The sequence below is a fragment of the Streptomyces achromogenes genome (genome assembly GCF_030816715.1).
Classification (GTDB): Bacteria; Actinomycetota; Actinomycetes; order Streptomycetales; family Streptomycetaceae; genus Streptomyces; species Streptomyces achromogenes_A.
This window is the reverse complement of record NZ_JAUSYH010000001.1, coordinates 3435564-3453124: the sequence shown is the minus strand read 5'-3', so window position 1 is coordinate 3453124 and position 17561 is coordinate 3435564. Positions and strand designations below refer to the sequence as shown.

Below are 17561 nucleotides of genomic sequence, written 5' to 3'. Positions count from 1 at the left end.
TGCCGAATTGGGCCGCAGTCGCTCAGCCCGTTCGCAATTCGTCTACACCTCTCAACTGAGACGCGAACTGAGACGGCAGCCAAAAGGGCGGCACCGGTTCGAGGGCGCCGCCCTTTCCTTCTGCCTGGTCGTACACCAGAGACCGCGACGGGATTCGAACCCGTGTAACTCGCTTTGCAGGCGAGTCCCTGAGCCTCTCGGGCACACGGTCGTCGGTGGCGGGGATGGCGGCCCCGCCGGACCTGATGTGACGACCGTACGGGCGGGGCCGGACGGGGCTCAAGCAACCGGCCGGTGCCGCAACGGGACTGCCATACGCCGTTCATGAAAGGGGGTCGGGAGGCGGTTGGAGGGGTGGGTGGAAAGGCAGGTGCCGCGTGGGGCCTAGTGCCGAGGTCCCGGGTCAGATCCGTCTTCCGACAGGGGTCAAACCCGATTGCGCACCTTACGCTGGCGGCCATGGCTGCCCTCGAATCCCGCGACGCCGTCGTCGCCGACGCCCCGGAGAACCCCGACACGTCACCGGGACCCGACGAGACCGTCCTCGGACGTTCCTACCGCGCCCTCAGCATCGGCATCGTCTCCGTCGTGCTGCTCATCGCCTTCGAGGCGACCGCCGTCGGGACGGCCATGCCCGTCGCGGCGCGGGAGCTCGACGGGGTGTCGCTCTACGCGTTCGCGTTCTCGGGGTACTTCACCACGAGCCTTTTCGGGATGGTGTTCGCCGGGCAGCTCTCGGACCGCCGTGGCCCGCTCGCGCCGCTCGCCGGCGGGATCGCGGCCTTCGCGGCGGGCCTCGTGCTCTCCGGGAGCGCCGGGACGATGTGGGTGTTCATCCTCGGGCGGGCCGTGCAGGGCCTCGGGGGCGGACTGGTGATCGTCGCGCTGTACGTCGTCGTCGGACGCGCCTACCCGGAGCGGCTGCGGCCCGCGATCATGGCAGCGTTCGCCGCGTGCTGGGTCGTGCCGTCGGTGGTCGGGCCGCTGGCCGCAGGTGCGGTGACCGAACGGCTGGGGTGGCGCTGGGTCTTCCTCGGGATACCGGTCCTCGTCGTGCTGCCGCTCGCGCTGGCGCTGCCGCAGATACGGCGTCGGGCGGGCGGCCCCGTGGCGGGCACGGCCGTCGCTGTCTTCGACCGGCGGCGGATCCGCCTCGCGCTCGGCATCTCCCTCGGGGCCGGACTCCTGCAGTACGCCGCGCAGGATCTGCGGCCGCTCTCCGCGGCGCCCGCCGTCGCGGGATGCGCGCTGCTCGTTCCCGCCGTGCTCGGACTGCTGCCGCGCGGCACCTGGCGGGCGGCCCGCGGGCTGCCCTCCGTCGTGCTGCTGCGCGGCCTGGCCGCCGGATCCTTCATCGCCGCCGAGTCCTTCGTGCCGCTGATGCTCGTCACGCAGCGCGGGCTGAGCCCCACCCTCGCCGGGTTCTCGCTCGCCGCCGGCGGCGGGACCTGGGCGCTGGGGTCGTGGGTGCAGTCACGGCCTGGGGTGGAGCCGTACCGGCAGCGCCTCACCGCGCTCGGGATGGTGCTGGCCGCCGCCGCCATCGCCGCCGCCCCCGCTGTGCTGGTGGCTCCCGTGCCCGTCTGGACCGTGGCCGTCGCCTGGGGCTTCGGGTGTTTCGGGATGGGGCTCGTCATCTCCTCGACCAGCGTGCTGCTGCTGCGGCTCTCCGCACCCGAGGAGGCCGGCGCCAACTCCGCTGCCCTGCAGATCTCGGACGGGCTCTCCAACGTGCTGCTGCTCGCCGCCGGGGGCGCGGCCTTCGCCGCGCTCGGCGGCGGCAGCGTCGCGCACGCGGCCGACGCCGCCGGCGGCTCCTCCCACCCGGCCGCCTTCGCCGCCGTCTTCCTGCCGATGGCCGCGGTGGCGCTCGCCGGCGCCTGGGTGGCCACCCGACTGCACGAGCGGCCGGCCTGACCGGGCATACGGCCCGCTGACCGACGGGCCGTCCGGCACGGGCAACGGGGCCGCCGCGACCGCGCGGAGGTCCCCTTCTCCGCGCCGGACGCTGTGAGCTGGGTCCCACCCGTGGGCGACGCGGCCTCGTCGGCGCGTTGACATCCGGGCCGCCGGTAGGGTGGCCCGGTTGTCATACGTAGCCGAGTAACGAGCAGCCCGACCCCCCGAACCGGAGACCGTGACTACCACCGCCGCCACCTCCACCTCCCACCACCTGTCGCCCGCCTTCCCCGGCCGCGCCCCATGGGGCACCGCCGGCAAACTGCGGGCCTGGCAGCAGGGGGCGATGGAGAAGTACCTCCAGGAGCAGCCGCGCGACTTCCTGGCCGTCGCCACCCCCGGCGCCGGCAAGACGACGTTCGCGCTGACCCTCGCCTCCTGGCTGCTGCACCATCACGTCGTGCAGCAGGTGACCGTGGTCGCGCCGACCGAACACCTGAAGAAGCAGTGGGCGGAGGCGGCGTCCCGCATAGGCATCCGGCTCGATCCCGAGTACAGCGCCGGACCGCTCAGCAAGGACTACCACGGCGTCGCCGTGACCTACGCGGGCGTCGGCGTGCGTCCGATGCTGCACCGCAACCGCAGCGAGCAGCGCAAGACCCTCGTCATCCTCGACGAGATTCACCACGCCGGCGACAGCAAGTCGTGGGGCGAGGCGTGCCTCGAGGCGTTCGAGCCCGCGACCCGCCGCCTCGCGCTCACCGGTACGCCGTTCCGCTCGGACACCAACCCCATCCCGTTCGTCACGTACGAGGAGGGCGACGACGGCATCCGGCGGTCCGCCGCCGACTACACCTACGGGTACGGGTCGGCGCTCGCCGACCACGTCGTGCGGCCCGTCATCTTCCTCTCCTACAGCGGCAACATGCGCTGGCGGACGAAGGCCGGCGACGAGATCGCGGCCCGGCTCGGCGAGCCGATGACGAAGGACGCGATCAGCCAGGCCTGGCGCACCGCGCTCGACCCGCGCGGCGAGTGGATGCCGAGCGTGCTGCGCGCCGCCGACCAGCGCCTGACCGAGGTCAGGAAGGCCATCCCGGACGCCGGCGCGCTCGTCATCGCCTCCGACCAGGACTCCGCCCGCGCCTACGCCAAGCTGATCCGGGAGATCACCGGCTCGAAGGCGACCCTCGTCCTGTCCGACGACACCGGCGCGTCCAGCCGCATCGACGACTTCAGCGGCAGCACCGACCGCTGGATGGTCGCCGTGCGCATGGTGTCCGAGGGCGTCGACGTGCCGCGCCTCGCGGTCGGGGTGTACGCCACCACCATCTCCACACCGCTCTTCTTCGCCCAGGCCGTCGGACGTTTCGTGCGGTCCCGGCGGCGCGGCGAGACCGCCTCCGTCTTCCTGCCGACCGTGCCCGATCTGCTCGGTTTCGCGGGGGAGATGGAGCGCGAGCGCGACCACGTCCTCGACAAGCCCAAGAAGCAGGGCGAGGAGGATCCGTACGCCGAGTCCGAGAAGGAGATGGACGAGGCGAACCGGGAGCAGGACGAGGACACCGGCGAGCAGGAGCAGTTCGCCTTCGAGGCGCTGGAGTCCGAGGCCGTCTTCGACCGGGTGACGTACAACGGGGCCGAGTTCGGCATGCAGGCCCACCCGGGCAGCGAGGAGGAGCAGGACTACCTCGGCATCCCGGGGCTGCTCGAGCCCGACCAGGTGCAACTGCTGCTGCAGAAGCGGCAGGCCAAGCAGATCGCGCACAGCAGGAAACGGCCGGACGCCGAGGCCGACCTGCTGGAGCTGCCCGCCGAGCGGCGGCCCGTCGTCTCGCACAAGGAGATGATGGAGCTGCGCAAGCAGCTCAACACCATGGTGGCCGCGTACGTGCACCAGAGCGGCAAGCCGCACGGGGTGATCCACACCGAACTGCGGCGGGTGTGCGGCGGACCGCCGAGCGCGGAGGCGACGGCGGGACAACTGCGCCAGCGCATCGCCAAGGTGCAGGAGTGGGCGACCCGGATGAGGTGAGTCCGGTCGCCGGGGCGCGGGAGTGCGCGACCCGTACGAGGTGGGTCCCGCCGGGACCGCGCCGGCGGCGGTGGCGCGTCCCCGCGGTCCCGTCCGGCTCACAGGCCCTGTCCGGCTCACAGGCCCCGTCGGTCCCGAGGGGCGCGTGCCGCGCTGCCACGCTCCGTACGTATCGGGATAAATGCAGGTAGTCCCTACCGGTCGTTGACCGGATTCTGGACGGAGACTTCCGCTCAGCGAACCGGCTTCGCTACTGTCCCGCTACGCACACGCCCCGTGGCAGCGCCGCCGCGGAGCGCAGCCGTGAAGCGACCAGGCCCGGACACGCCGGGCCCGTCTGTCGATCGGCTGCCTCTGTCGCGCGTCACCGACGGGACTCGGTGACGCCATCGCCGCGACGGAGGCAGCCGACCTCACCACTTAAGGAGTGGGCGTCGTGACCGCGGAGACCTCTCAGACGCTCGACCGGGGACTGAAAGTCCTCAAGCTGCTGGCCGACACCGACCACGGACTGACCGTCACCGAGCTGTCCAACAAACTGGGCGTCAACCGGACCGTTGTGTACCGGTTGCTCGCCACGCTGGAGCAGCACGCGCTCGTACGGCGTGACCTGGGCGGACGAGCCCGGGTCGGCCTCGGCGTGCTGCGACTCGGCCGCCAGGTGCATCCGCTGGTACGGGAGGCCGCGCTGCCCGCGCTGCGCTCGCTCGCCGAGGACATAGGCGCGACCGCGCATCTGACGCTGGTGGACGGGACGGAGGCGCTCGCCGTCGCCGTCGTCGAGCCGAGCTGGACGGACTACCACGTGGCCTACCGGGCCGGGTTCCGGCATCCGCTGGACCGGGGGGCGGCCGGCCGGGCGATCCTCTCCGCCCGGCAGAAGACGTCGCGTCACGTGGACGAGCCCGGCTACACGCTGACGCACGGGGAGCTGGAGGCGGGGGCGAGCGGCGCGGCCGCCCCGCTGCTGGGCGTGACCGGCGTCGAGGGCAGCGTGGGCGTGGTGATGCTGGCCGATGCCGTGCCGGAGCGGGTCGGCCCGCGCGTCGTGGACGCGGCACGCGAGGTGGCGGAGGCGCTGCGCTGACCGCGGCCGGACGCGCGACCCGTGCCGCCCGGGTCCGGGTCGTGCCGCCCGGGTCAGGGCGCAGCCCGGGTCCGGCCGTGCCGCCCGGATCCGGGTCGCGGTGCCGCACGATCGGGTCGCGGTGACCGCGTGCGGTCGCGCGGGCCGGGGTGTGGGCGTCGTCCGGCCGCGAGCCGCGGCGCCTCGTCACGTTAGATTGACTCCGTGCTCTCTCGCCTCTCACGCCCCCGGGCTCTCGCCGTCTGCGCCCTGCCCCTCGTGGTGCTGCTCGCCACGGCCGCGTTCGCGCCGCTGCCGTTCTCGGTGGCGCAGCCGGGGATGACGGCGAACGTCCTCGGCGACAACCAGGGCGCCCCGGTGATCACGATTTCCGGCGCGCCCGTGCGGGACACCAGCGGGCAGCTGCGCATGACGACGATCGAGGCGACCGGACCCGACGCGCGCGTCATGCTCGGTGACGTCCTCGACGGCTGGTTCCGCACCGACCAGGCGATCATGCCGCGCGACGCGGTGTACCCCAGCGGGGAGAGCACCAAGGAGATCGAGCGGCACAACACCGAGCAGATGGAGGACTCCCAGGACGCGGCGACCCAGGCGGCGCTGGCGTATCTGAAGCTGGGCGAGGACGACGTCGAGGTCACGCTGAAACTGGCCGACGTGGGCGGGCCCAGCGCCGGGCTGCTGTTCTCGCTCGGCATCGTCGACAAGCTCGACGGCGACGGCGCCGGCGGCGACCTCACCGGTGGCCGCACGATCGCCGGCACGGGCACCATCGACGCCGACGGCAAGGTCGGCGCGGTCGGCGGGGTGGCCCTGAAGACGCAGGCCGCCCGGCGGGACGGCGCGACCGTGTTCCTCGTCCCGAAAAACGAGTGCTCCGACGCGAAGTCCGAGCTGCCCAAGGGGCTGCGGCTGGTCCCGGTCACCACGCTCAAGGGCGCGGTGAGCGCGCTCGTCGCGCTGGAGAAGGGCAAGGGCCCGGTCCCCGGCTGCTGAGCGGCGGCACCGGACGGACGACGACCCCTGGAAGGCCGTCCGCCTCACCGCCCCCGGTCGGCCGCGTCCTCTCCCGGCCGTCCCGGCGCCTGCTCCGCCGCATGTTCCGCCGCCTGTTCCACGAGCGGGATGACCCGCAGCGGGACGGGGTTCTCCATCACGATCGCGGTGGAGGCCCGGACGATGCCGTCGAGGCCGACGACCCGGTCGATCACCCGCTGGAGATCGGCGTTGGAGCGGGCCACCAGCCGGCACAGCATGTCCCCGCTGCCGGTGGTGGTGTGCAGCTCCAGCACCTCCGGCACGGACCCCAGGTGCGCCCGCACGTCGGCCCCTTGGCCCTGCCGGATCTGCAGCGTGGCGAACGCGGTGACCGGGTAGCCGAGGGCCGCAGGATCGACGTCGGGGCCGAATCCCCGGATGACCCCGTTCGACTGAAGCCGGTCGAGCCGTGCCTGCACGGTCCCGCGGGCCACGCCCAGCCGCCGGGACATCTCCAGCACCCCCAGGCGCGGCTCCCGTGCCAGCAGCACGATGATCCGGCCGTCCAGACGATCGATTCCCATGCCGTCCGCCTCCACGATGGTCACCCTGTACAGAAAGCTCGCCGAAACCGCCGAGCAGCTGGACAGACTGCTCAGTCGATACACGAACTATTGCGCACCTTGCAGGGCGGGCGCGAGGCTTTCGTTATGACGCAGACCACACACCTCACTCCCGACACCGCGCGGCAGGCAGACCCCTTCCCGGTCAAGGGAATGGACGCGGTCGTCTTCGCCGTGGGCAACGCCAAGCAGGCGGCGCACTACTACTCCACCGCCTTCGGCATGAAGCTGGTCGCCTACTCCGGACCGGAGACCGGCAGCCGCGAGACCGCGTCGTACGTGCTGACCAACGGCTCGGCCCGCTTCGTCCTCACCTCCGTCATCAAGCCCGCCACCACCTGGGGCCACTTCCTGGACCGGCATGTGGCCGAGCACGGCGACGGTGTCGTCGACCTCGCCATCGAGGTCCCGGACGCCCGGGCCGCCTACGCCTACGCCGTCGAGCACGGCGCGCGCTCCGTCGCCGAGCCCTACGAGCTGAAGGACGAGCACGGCACGGTCGTCCTCGCCGCGATCGCCACCTACGGCGAGACCCGGCACACCCTCGTCGACCGCTCCGGCTACGACGGCCCCTACCTCCCGGGCTATGTGAGCGCCGACCCGATCGTCGAGCCCCCCGCCCAGCGCACCTTCCAGGCCATCGACCACTGCGTCGGCAACGTCGAGCTCGGCCGGATGAACGAGTGGGTCGGCTTCTACAACACGGTCATGGGCTTCACGAACATGAAGGAGTTCGTGGGCGACGACATCGCCACCGAGTACAGCGCGCTGATGTCGAAGGTGGTGGCCGACGGCACACTCAAGGTCAAGTTCCCGATCAACGAGCCCGCCGTCGCCAAGAAGAAGTCCCAGATCGACGAGTACCTCGAGTTCTACGGCGGCGCCGGCGTCCAGCACATCGCGCTCAACACCAACGACATCGTGCAGACGGTCCGCACGATGCGGGCGGCGGGGGTGCGGTTCCTCGACACCCCCGACTCCTACTACGACACCCTCGGCGAGTGGGTCGGCGACACCCGCGTCCCCCTCGACACCCTGCGCGAGCTGAAGATCCTCGCCGACCGCGACGAGGACGGCTACCTGCTGCAGATCTTCACCAAGCCGGTCCAGGACAAGCCGACCGTCTTCTTCGAGATCATCGAACGCCACGGCTCGATGGGCTTCGGCAAGGGCAACTTCAAGGCCCTCTTCGAGGCGATCGAACGGGAGCAGGACAAGCGCGGCAACCTCTGACCGGCAGACCACGGCAGACCACGGCAGACCACGCCAACCCCGTGACCGGCAGAGCGCGCCACGCCGTGGACCCGGCCCGTCGCAGACCCGGTCCGGCCCGCCCCCGGTGAGGTGAGGTGACAGGTGGCCCTAGTCGGGCAGTTCGGCCGGGGGCGGCTCCTCGCCGAGGCCGGCGAGGGCGGCCCGGGCCGCCGGGCCGAACAGGGGCGAGAAGTAGGGGTTGATCCGCAACGCCTCCTGAAGGTGCCGCCGCGCCGGGCCGTCCTTCCCCAGCCCTCGCTCGATCACCGCGAGGTGGTGGAGGTACGGCGCGCTGTACACGGCGCCCCCGTGCACCCGGTCGGTGGCGATCGAGGCGAACCTCAGCGCCTCCTCGTCGTTCCCGGCCCGGTGCAGCGCCCAGCCCAGCGCGTCCGCGACGGCGATGCCCGGCTGGCGCCGCCACTCGGCCCGCAGCCGCCGCACCGCCGTCGCCGGGTCCCCGTGGTCCGCCTCGAACCGGCCGAGCGTCAGCTGCCCGTCGACGCCACCGGCAGACTCCTGCCGGACCAGCGTCCGCAACCGGTCGTACTGCACCCGCGCCGCCTGGGCCAGCCCCAGTGACTCGTACAGTTCGCCCAGCTCCAGCGCGTACTGCGGCAGCGGCTGCCGTTCCAGCGCCACCCGGTAGGCGCTCAGCGCCTCCGTCGTCCGCCCCAGTGCCGCCAGCGCCCTGCCCTGCCCGGCCTGCGCCGCCCGCTGGTCCGGGTCGAGCCGGACCGCCTCCTGGAAGTGCCGCAGCGCGTCCTCCCGCTCTCCACGCTCGAAGGCGAGCTGCCCGGCCCGCTCCAGCCACGCCGCCTGCTCGGCGGGGGAGACGGCGCCGACCGCCGCGTCCGCCAGCGCGGCCTGCGCGTCCTCACGCCGGCCCCGGTCCCAGTAGACGCCCGCCGCACGCCCCCGCACGGCAGGACCGGAGTGCAGCGCCGTCAGCGCGTCCAGCGCCTTCAGCGCCTTCTTGTAGTCCCCCATCCCGGTGTACGCGTCGATGAGCTGCGGATACGTCGTCCAGCGCTTCGGCGCCGCCTTGCGCGCGGCCTCACCCCAGCGCAGTGCGGCGGGGAAGTCCCGGCGGGCGTTGGCCAGCGCGGCCAGACCGCCGAGGGCGTCCGCGTTGCCCCGGGGGCGTGCCTTCAGCGAGGCCCGCAGCGCCCGTTCGGCCTTCGGATACAGGACGGCGACCCCGGCGGTGCGCCGGCCCTGCTCGAGGTACGCCGTGCCGAGCACCGCCCAGGACCGCGCGTCCTCGGGACGCTCCCGCACCGCGCGCTCCCGCTCCTCGACCAGCGCCGCCAGATCGGACAGCGCGGCCGCCACCCCCGCCCGCACCGCCGAGCCCGCCTGCGCCCCCGGAGCCGCCGCCGGCACGCCGCGTCCCGCCGGCCCCTCGCCGGGCAGGCACACCAGCACCCCGCCGCCCAGCACCAGACACCCCACGAGCGAGCCGACGACCAGACGCCGTCGCCGACGCGCCCGGACGACGTCCCCGGAAACCTCCTCGGCTGCCTCGCCGACGGCCTTCCCCGCGGCCTCCCCGGCGGCTTCGCCGACGGCCTCCGCGGCGGTTCCTCCGGTGGCTGCCGCGACGGCCCCGCCGGCGGCCTCCGCAGGAGTCCCGTCGGGGGCGGTGCGCTCTTCGGCGGCGCGCTCCTCGTTCTCCATGGCGCTCACTGTGCGTCAGTACGACGACCGTGCGACGTCAGCCGGAGGGTCCCCGGACGGGGGTTCACACCGATGGCCCCCGGTGCGAACCTTTGATCATGAGCCGTTGGGAAGCACCCCCCGAAGACGACGCCGCGGCCACGCACGACGCCGCGGCGACCGACGTCCTGCTCGGCCGGCTGCGCGCCGGCCTGCCCCCCGGGTCCGTCCTCACCGACCCCGACGTCACGGCCTCCTACGCCAACGACATGGCGAGCTTCTGCCCGGCCGGCGCCCCGGCCGTCGTCGTACTGCCGCGCACCGTCGAGGAGGTGCGGCACGTCCTGCGCACGGCGAGCGAGCTGCGCGTCCCGGTCGTCCCGCAGGGCGCCCGCACCGGCCTGTCCGGGGGCGCCAACGCCTCCGACGGCTGCATCGTCCTCTCCCTGACCCGGATGGACCGCATCCTCGAGATCAACCCGGTCGACCGGATCGCCGTCGTCGAACCCGGCGTCGTCAACGCGGCCCTCTCCCGTGCCGTGGGCGAGCACGGCCTGTACTACCCGCCCGACCCGTCCAGCTGGGAGACCTGCACGATCGGCGGCAACATCGGCACCGCCTCGGGCGGCCTGTGCTGCGTGAAGTACGGGGTGACGGCCGAATACGTCCTCGGACTCGACGTGGTGCTCGCCGACGGACGGCTGATGTCCACCGGCCGCCGCACCGCGAAGGGCGTCGCCGGGTACGACCTCACCCGCCTGTTCGTCGGCTCCGAGGGCTCGCTGGGCGTCGTCGTACGGGCCGTCCTGGCGCTGCGGCCACGGCCGCCGCAGCAGTTGGTGCTGGCGGCCGAGTTCGCCTCCGGCGCCGCCGCCTGCGACGCGGTGTGCCGGATCATGGCGGGCGGGCACGTCCCGTCCCTCCTCGAACTGATGGACCGTACGACCGTCCGCGCCGTCAACGCCCTGACCCGCATGGGCTTGCCGGAGACCACCGAGGCCCTGCTGCTCGCGGCCTTCGACACCCCCGACCCGGCCGCCGACCTCGCCGCCGTCGGCGCGCTCTGCGAGACGGCCGGCGCCGTCCGGGTGGTCCCCGCCGAGGACGCCGCAGAGTCCGAACTCCTGCTCCAGGCACGGCGGTCCTCGCTCGTCGCGCTGGAGGCCGTCAAGGGCGCCACGATGATCGACGACGTGTGCGTGCCCCGCTCCAGACTCGGCGAGATGATCGAGGGCGTCGAACGCATCGCGCGCGGACACGGGCTGACCATCGGGGTCGTCGCCCACGCCGGCGACGGCAACACCCACCCCACGGTCTGCTTCGACGCGGCGGACCCCGACGAGTGCCGGCGTGCCCGCGCCTCCTTCGACGAGATCATGGGCCTCGGCCTGGAACTCGGCGGCACCATCACCGGCGAGCACGGCGTCGGCGTGCTCAAGAAGGAGTGGCTGGCCCGCGAGATCGGCCCGGTGGGCGTCGAGATGCAGCGCGCCGTCAAGGCGGCCTTCGACCCGCTGGGCATCCTCAACCCGGGCAAGCTGTTCTGAGCCCCGGCCCGCTGTTTCGGTCACCCCGGCTCCCGCGCCGGCGGCTCACTCACCGTCCCGGGACTCGTCCGACGGCCACGGGTCGCTCAGCCACAGGTCGTCCGCGGGCGTCGGGGCGAGCAGCTCGGCCAGCCCGTCGTCGATGCCGAGCCGGTCGCCCTCGGCGCCCGGGGGCACCACCCGCAGCGTCCGCTCCAGCCAGGCCGAGACCTGCGCCGCCGGCGCCTCCAGCAGGGCGTCCCCGTCGGGCGAGCTCAGCGCCATCAGCACCACACCGCGCCCCTGCGACTTCGTCGGCCACACCCGTACGTCCCCGTAGCCGCACGGCCGGAACACGCCCTCCACCAGCAGCTCACGGGCGAACGTCCAGCCCACCGGCTGCGCGGAGTTGATGTGGAAGGTCACATGGACGGCGAACGGGTCGTCGCTGCGGTAGCCGAGCCGGGCCGGCACCGGGACGGCGCGCTCCGGCGACAGGATCAGTCTGAGCTCCAGCTCGCGCTCCACCACGGTGTGCTGCATGTCGTTCTCCTCTCGTCGACGGGCCCCGATCGCGGCCCGTGGGCGGGCCCGTGAGCGGGCTCGTACGAGGGGAGAGGGGACAGCGCCGCAACCATTACGCGGGTCTGCGGAATTTTTTTCGGCGGACTTTCCGCACCGGCCCCCTCCGTCGGCCCTCCGAGTCCCCTGCGGACGGTTCCGAACGTGTGAAGAGCGTGCACGGGGTTGCCCGGAAAGGGGCGGGTCCGGCAGGACTGGCCGTGGGGCTTGCGTCCGTCTGATAGATGTGGAGCCCCCCATCCCACCCCCGAGCAGATACGGGACGACGGACATGAGCGCCCCAACCCCGGCACCCGGTGACGACAGGCCCCGCGAGGGGTATTACCCGGACCCCTCCATCCCTGGATACGTCCGGTACTGGAACGGTTCCGCCTGGGTACCGGGCACCAGCCGGCCGGCGCCGTCCGACGGCCGCCCGCTCACGGTTCCGTCCGGCGCGCCGGCCTTCGTGGAGGAGACCGGCCCGCACTTCTTCGACGAGGACCCCGCGCAGGCCGGCCCCGTACCGGCGAACCCGTACGGCGGTCACCCCGAGTCGGCCTCCGCGTGGGGCGCCGACCGCTCCCACCAGTCCGGCTTCGGCGGCGACCAGGACCGCCGGGTCTCCTGGGGCGCCCCGCCGGCCGCCGACCCGAGGGTGTCCTCGCCCGCCCAGGTCCAGCCCGAGGGCGTCTCGACGAGCACCGACGGCATGACGACGATCCCGCCCGCGGAGCCGGAGGCCTGCGCCGGGGAGGTGGTCTCCGGGGGCACGTTCGTCTTCCGCCGGCCCACCGCGGGCGGCGGGGGAGCGGGGCAGGCCGCAGCACCGGCCGGCCCGGCCCCCTCCGCTCCCGCCGGCCACACCCCCGACCAGGGCACGGTCACCTTCCGCCCGCCGGCCCCGCGCACGGGCGGAGCCGACGGCCACCACCCGCCCGGCGTTCAGGGCCCGACGACCGCGCCCGCCGCCGGCGCGGCCCCCGCGCCCCCCGGATTCGGAGCCGGCAAGGCGGCGGCCGACCGGGTGTCGTCCGCACCGGGACCGGGCGTCCGGGCTCCGCAGGGACCCGCGCGGATCCCGTCCCCGCAGAACCCCGCGCAGGCCGCGGCGACCCCCGCCCCGCAGGGCCCCGGGTTCCCGCCCGCACCCTCGGCGGCTCGGCCCGCCCCCGCGCCGTCGTCCGCCCCGTCCGCGCCTCAGCCGCCCGCTCCGGGCGCGCCCCACCAGCCTGCCGGCCCGGGCGGCCCCGGCCTCGGCGCCGCTCAGCCCCGGCCGGGCACCGGCGCGGTAGCCCCCGCCGGCTCCGTCCCGATGGCCGCGGGGGCCGGGGGCGGCCAGCCCTCCTGGGCGCAGCAGGTGCACCGGCTCACCGGCGCCGAGGACGGTCCCGTCGCGCCCTGGAAGCCGCCGGTCGACGACGTCTTCCAGGCGGCCGCCCGGCGGCAGGCCGAGGCCCGGCCCGCGGGCCTGGGCAAGCGGCTCGCCGCCCGCCTCGTGGACACGCTCGTCCTCGCGGCCGTCACCGCCGGCGCGGCCCTGCCGCTCGGTGTGCGGGCCCTCGACCACGTCGACGAGAAGATCGACGCGGCCAAGCTGAGCGGAGAGACCGTCACCGTCTGGCTGCTGGACGGCACGACGTCGGTGTACCTGGGGATCGTCCTCGCCGTCCTGCTGGTGTTCGGGATCCTCTACGAGGCGCTGCCGACCGCCAAGTGGGGCCGCACCCTGGGCAAGAAGCTGTTCGGTCTCCAGGTGCGCGACATCGAGGGCGGTGAGCCGCCGTCCTACGGGGCGGCCCTGCGCCGCTGGCTGGTCTACAGCGTGCCCGGTCTGCTCGCCGTCGGCGTGGTGGGCCTCCTGTGGGGCCTGTTCGACAGGCCGTGGCGCCAGTGCTGGCACGACAAGGCGGCGCACACGTTCGTCGCCGGCTGACCGGCGCCCCGGCGGACCGCTACCCCGGACGGCCGCTCGCCGGATGCGGAGCCGAGGGGGTTCGCGGTCGACTCGGGGGCATGACCAACGAACCGCCTCCCGGCTCCGGCGGCGAGCCGCCGGAGGACGACCCGCTCAGGAAGCGGCCTCCGCAGCGGCCTCCGCACGACCAGGGGCTGCCCCCGTACGGCTCGGGGCAGGGCTCGCCGTACGACGCCCCGCGGGACCCGTACGCGGGCGCGCCCGGCGGCGGACCCTACGGGGGCGGACCCCACGGCGGTGGACCCCCTGGCGGCGGCGGGGACGACCCCTACGGCGGTTACCCCGCGGACCCGCTCGCCGGGATGCCCCCGCTCGCCGACAGCGGCCGGCGCACGCTGGCCCGGATCATCGACATGGTCCTCGTCTTCGTCGTGGTGTCGCTGCTGGCGTGGGCCTTCGGGGTGGCGCAGTACACCGTGGACGCGGACCGGATCGAGTTCGGCAAGTCCTTCGGACGGGAACTCGTCGCCGCGATCCTGTACGTCGCGTACGACACGGTCCTCACCGCCAGGACGGGGCAGACGCTGGGCAAGAGGTGGCTCGGTATGAGGGTGGCCGATCTCGACGACGGCTCGACGCCCTCCGTGCAGACGTCCCTGGTGCGCGCCCTGGTGCTCTGGGTGCCGTTCGCGTTCTGCTGTGCCTGTCTGTGGACGGCGGTCTGCGGCGGCTGGAGCTACCTCGACAAGCCCTACAAGCAGGGCCTGCACGACAAGGCGGCCAAGACGGTGGTGGTCGGCACCCGTTGAGGCGCGCTACGGCGGAGCGCCGGACGCGGTCCGTGCGACGGCGACACGGCGGGACGGCGACGGCGGGACAGCGGCACGGCGCAGGGCCCGCGGCCGAAACGTGGGCCCTGCGCCGTGTCGCCGGGTGCGGGTCAGGGAGCCGTGGGCTCCCGGACGGGCTCGGGCGCCGAGGCGACCGAGGCCGGGACGGGCAGGGTCACGGACCTGGTTGCGGACGTGGGCGCGGGAACCGCGACGGGCGCGGGCCGGCTCACGGACCGGGTCGCCGCGGAACGGGCGACGGGGGCTCGCGGGGGCTTCGGCGTCGGCACCGTCATGGCGACGAGTACGCCGAGGGCGACCGCGGCGACCACGACGACGACGATCCCGGGGCCCGAACTGGTCTGCGACAGCAGCAGCATGGCGAGCGTCGAGAAGATGACGGTGCAGGAACCGTACGTGAGCTGTGCGACTGTCGGACGAGGCATGGCAATCGTGTCCTCGGGAGCGGGGGCGGTCTCGACTCTATTCGGCTGCATGCCCGAGCGGAACGAACGGTAAGCGTGACCTAACCCACGGTGCCGGAGCACAGGGGGCGCACGGAGTCATGACGTCCACCACGTGGACTGCCCCGCGCGCCCGCGAGGGGCAGCGTCAAGAAACCGTCACATGTCCGCAATACGAACACCGGCTCCTAATAATGCACTTGACCTGTCCAAGTCAAGGTCTGTCTTTTCTTCTAAACCAGTAGTCAAATGGCGTCACTTGACTACACGCGTATAACAGCGCGCGGACTTTCCTTGACAGGAATCCCCCTACCGCGCGGGCTGACGCGTGCGTGGGAGGACATCAAGTGACCAGTAGATCCTGGACGTTCCGCACGGCCGCCACGGTCGTCGCACTCGCGGCGGCCACGGCGACGTTCACGACGTTCGCCGTGGCGCAGGCCGCCGAGAACAACTCGGCGCAGTCCCCGGCAGCGGGCCGGCACGACCCGCAGCCGGCCAAGGCCCGCGAGCACGACTTCGACGGGCCGCTCAGCAAGACGCAGGAGGCGCAGCGCGAGGAGGCGCTCAAGGAGGTCATAGCCGGGCGGTCGACGGTCAAGAACCGCGACGGCTCGAAGGTCGTCCAGCTCAAGAGCAAGAAGGGCGACAGCAAGTTCGTCGAGCTCGGGCGCGAGAAGACCGACAAGATCTTCACGATCCTCGTCGAGTTCGGCGACCAGGTCGACAGCCGCTACGGCGGCACGGCCGGCCCGCTGCACAACCAGATAGCCAAGCCGGACCGCAAGCAGGACAACTCCACGGCCTGGCAGGCGGACTACGACCAGAAGCACTTCCAGGACCTGTACTTCGGCACCGGCAAGAACACCGAGTCGCTCAAGAAGTACTACGAGAAGCAGTCCTCGGGACGCTACTCGGTCGACGGCGAGGTGACCGACTGGGTCAAGGTCCCCTACAACGAGGCCCGCTACGGCTCCAACAAGGCCTCCACCGGAGCCTGGTACGCGGTCCAGGACGGCGTCAACGCCTGGGTGGCGGACCGCGAGGCCGCCGGTGACACGGCCGCCGAGATCAAGGCGGAGCTGGCCCAGTACGACCAGTGGGACCGCTACGACTTCGACGGCGACGGCGACTTCAACGAGCCCGACGGCTACATCGACCACTTCCAGATCGTGCACGCCGGCGAGGACGAGTCCGCGGGCGGCGGCGCGCAGGGCGAGGACGCCATCTGGGCCCACCGCTGGTACGCCTTCGGCACCGACGCCGGCTCCACCGGCCCGGACGCCAACCGGCTCGGCGGCACCCAGATCGGCGACACGGGCGTCTGGGTCGGCGACTACACCATCCAGCCGGAGAACGGCGGACTCGGCGTCTACGCGCACGAGTACGGCCACGACCTCGGCCTGCCGGACGAGTACGACACCTCCGGCGGCGGCGAGAACTCCACCGGCTTCTGGACGCTGATGTCCTCCGGTTCCTGGCTGGGCACCGGCAAGGAGACCATCGGCGACCTGCCCGGCGACATGAACGCCTGGGACAAGCTGCAGCTGGGCTGGCTCGACTACGACGTCGCCACGGCCGGCAAGAAGTCGAAGCACACGCTGGGCGTCGCGGAGTACAACACCAAGAACCCGCAGGCCCTCATCGTCCAGCTGCCCGACAAGACGGTCACCACCGAGGTGGTCGCCCCGGCGCAGGGCAAGACGCAGTGGTGGAGCGGCAGCGGCAACGACCTGCGCAACTCCCTGTCCCGTTCGGTCGACCTGACCGGCAAGTCCGCCGCGAGCCTGACCCTCGACGGCTGGTGGGACATCGAGGCCGACTACGACTACCTCTACACCGAGGTGTCCACCGACGGCGGCGCCAACTGGACGCCGATCGACGGCAAGCTGGCCGACGGCAGCGCCATCACCCGTGACGGCAGCGGCAAGCCCGCCCTCACCGGCTCGGTCGCGGCCTACCAGAAGCTGACCTACCCGCTGGACGCCTACGCGGGCAAGAAGGTCGACCTGCGCTTCCGCTACCAGAGCGACGGCGGCGTGGCGCTGAAGGGCTTCGCGGCCGACGAGATCACGGTGACCGCCAACGGCGCGACCGTCTTCTCCGACAACGCCGAGTCCCAGGACAGCGCCTGGACGACGAACGGCTTCTCCCGCATCGGCGCGTCCATCACGGACGACTACCCGCAGTACTACATCGCCGAGAACCGCCAGTACACGTCGTACGACAAGACCCTCAAGGTCGGCCCGTACAACTTCGGCTTCTCGACGACCCGTCCGTCCTGGGTCGAGCACTACCCGTACCAGAACGGTCTGCTGATCTGGAAGTGGGACACCTCGCAGGCTGACGACAACACCAGCCAGCACAACGGCACGGGCCTGATCCTGCCCGTCGACGCGCACCCGACGCCGATGAAGTGGGCCGACGGCACGTACATGAACAGCCGGATCCAGTCCTTCGACTCCACCTTCGGCCGCGCCGCGACCGACGCGTTCACGCTGCACAAGGCGGGCGTCGCGACCAAGGTCAAGTCGCGGATCGGCATCCCGGTCTTCGACGACGGCACGTCCACGTACTGGGACCCGAAGACCCCGCTCGCGGGTGTGAAGGTCACTGACACCAACACCCGCATCAAGATCGTCAAGGAGCCGTCGGACGGCTCGACGATCAGCCTGCAGGTCGGACCGTCGGCGAAGTAGTCGACGTTTCAGCAGGTCAGACGCGCAT

General features: G+C 72.8%; 13 protein-coding genes and 1 tRNA gene. 9 read left to right on the top strand and 5 right to left on the bottom strand.

Annotated elements, in window-relative coordinates:
* Positions 1-139 precede the first annotated feature (139 nt).
* Positions 140-211, bottom strand: a tRNA-Cys gene (locus QF032_RS15520).
* 248 nt (positions 212-459) lie between these two features.
* On the opposite strand from QF032_RS15520, the gene QF032_RS15515 reads away from it, so the two are divergent.
* The 4 genes from QF032_RS15515 (at position 460) to QF032_RS15500 (ending at position 6017) form a co-directional block, all read left to right on the top strand.
* Positions 460-1917 (top strand): MFS transporter, encoded by a 1458-nt coding sequence (locus tag QF032_RS15515; RefSeq protein ID WP_307056246.1) that lies wholly within the window; start codon positions 460-462, stop codon positions 1915-1917.
* 220 nt (positions 1918-2137) lie between these two features.
* A complete protein-coding gene (locus tag QF032_RS15510; RefSeq protein WP_307043348.1) occupies positions 2138-3934 on the top strand; it encodes a DEAD/DEAH box helicase in 1797 nt (598 codons plus the stop codon).
* Positions 3935-4370: 436 nt separating this feature from the next.
* Positions 4371-5021 carry an IclR family transcriptional regulator gene (locus QF032_RS15505; RefSeq protein ID WP_307043346.1) on the top strand — a complete coding sequence of 217 codons (651 nt, stop codon included), beginning with the start codon at positions 4371-4373 and terminating at the stop codon, positions 5019-5021.
* Positions 5022-5225: 204 nt separating this feature from the next.
* Positions 5226-6017 (top strand): YlbL family protein, encoded by a 792-nt coding sequence (locus tag QF032_RS15500; RefSeq protein WP_307056245.1) that lies wholly within the window; start codon positions 5226-5228, stop codon positions 6015-6017.
* Positions 6018-6061: 44 nt separating this feature from the next.
* Here QF032_RS15500 and QF032_RS15495 read toward each other — a convergent pair whose 3' ends face one another.
* On the bottom strand, positions 6062-6583 hold the full coding sequence (locus QF032_RS15495; protein ID WP_307043342.1) for an Lrp/AsnC family transcriptional regulator: 522 nt from the start codon (positions 6581-6583) through the stop codon (positions 6062-6064).
* Positions 6584-6709: 126 nt separating this feature from the next.
* Here QF032_RS15495 and hppD point away from each other — a divergent pair, with 126 nt between their 5' ends.
* Positions 6710-7855 carry a 4-hydroxyphenylpyruvate dioxygenase gene (hppD, locus tag QF032_RS15490; protein ID WP_307056244.1) on the top strand — a complete coding sequence of 382 codons (1146 nt, stop codon included), beginning with the start codon at positions 6710-6712 and terminating at the stop codon, positions 7853-7855.
* A gap of 129 nt (positions 7856-7984) precedes the next feature.
* Here hppD and QF032_RS15485 read toward each other — a convergent pair whose 3' ends face one another.
* Positions 7985-9556 carry a tetratricopeptide repeat protein gene (locus QF032_RS15485; RefSeq protein ID WP_307043336.1) on the bottom strand — a complete coding sequence of 524 codons (1572 nt, stop codon included), beginning with the start codon at positions 9554-9556 and terminating at the stop codon, positions 7985-7987.
* Between the two features lie 92 nt (positions 9557-9648).
* On the opposite strand from QF032_RS15485, the gene QF032_RS15480 reads away from it, so the two are divergent.
* Positions 9649-11082 carry an FAD-binding oxidoreductase gene (locus QF032_RS15480; RefSeq protein ID WP_373430346.1) on the top strand — a complete coding sequence of 478 codons (1434 nt, stop codon included), beginning with the start codon at positions 9649-9651 and terminating at the stop codon, positions 11080-11082.
* 45 nt (positions 11083-11127) lie between these two features.
* Here QF032_RS15480 and QF032_RS15475 read toward each other — a convergent pair whose 3' ends face one another.
* Positions 11128-11604, bottom strand: a complete 477-nt coding sequence (locus QF032_RS15475; protein ID WP_307043332.1) for an SsgA family sporulation/cell division regulator — start codon at positions 11602-11604, stop codon at positions 11128-11130.
* A 310-nt stretch (positions 11605-11914) separates the two neighbouring features.
* On the opposite strand from QF032_RS15475, the gene QF032_RS15470 reads away from it, so the two are divergent.
* Both QF032_RS15470 and QF032_RS15465 read left to right on the top strand, forming a co-directional pair.
* The gene (locus QF032_RS15470; protein ID WP_307056242.1) at positions 11915-13558 is read left to right on the top strand and encodes an RDD family protein; all 1644 of its coding nucleotides are present in this window, start codon (positions 11915-11917) and stop codon (positions 13556-13558) included.
* An 80-nt stretch (positions 13559-13638) separates the two neighbouring features.
* Positions 13639-14349, top strand: a complete 711-nt coding sequence (locus tag QF032_RS15465; protein ID WP_307056241.1) for an RDD family protein — start codon at positions 13639-13641, stop codon at positions 14347-14349.
* A gap of 131 nt (positions 14350-14480) precedes the next feature.
* Here QF032_RS15465 and QF032_RS15460 read toward each other — a convergent pair whose 3' ends face one another.
* Positions 14481-14816 carry a hypothetical protein gene (locus QF032_RS15460; protein WP_307043329.1) on the bottom strand — a complete coding sequence of 112 codons (336 nt, stop codon included), beginning with the start codon at positions 14814-14816 and terminating at the stop codon, positions 14481-14483.
* Positions 14817-15181: 365 nt separating this feature from the next.
* Here QF032_RS15460 and QF032_RS15455 point away from each other — a divergent pair, with 365 nt between their 5' ends.
* A complete protein-coding gene (locus tag QF032_RS15455; RefSeq protein WP_266718197.1) occupies positions 15182-17533 on the top strand; it encodes an immune inhibitor A domain-containing protein in 2352 nt (783 codons plus the stop codon).
* The last annotated feature ends 28 nt before the right edge of the window (positions 17534-17561 follow it).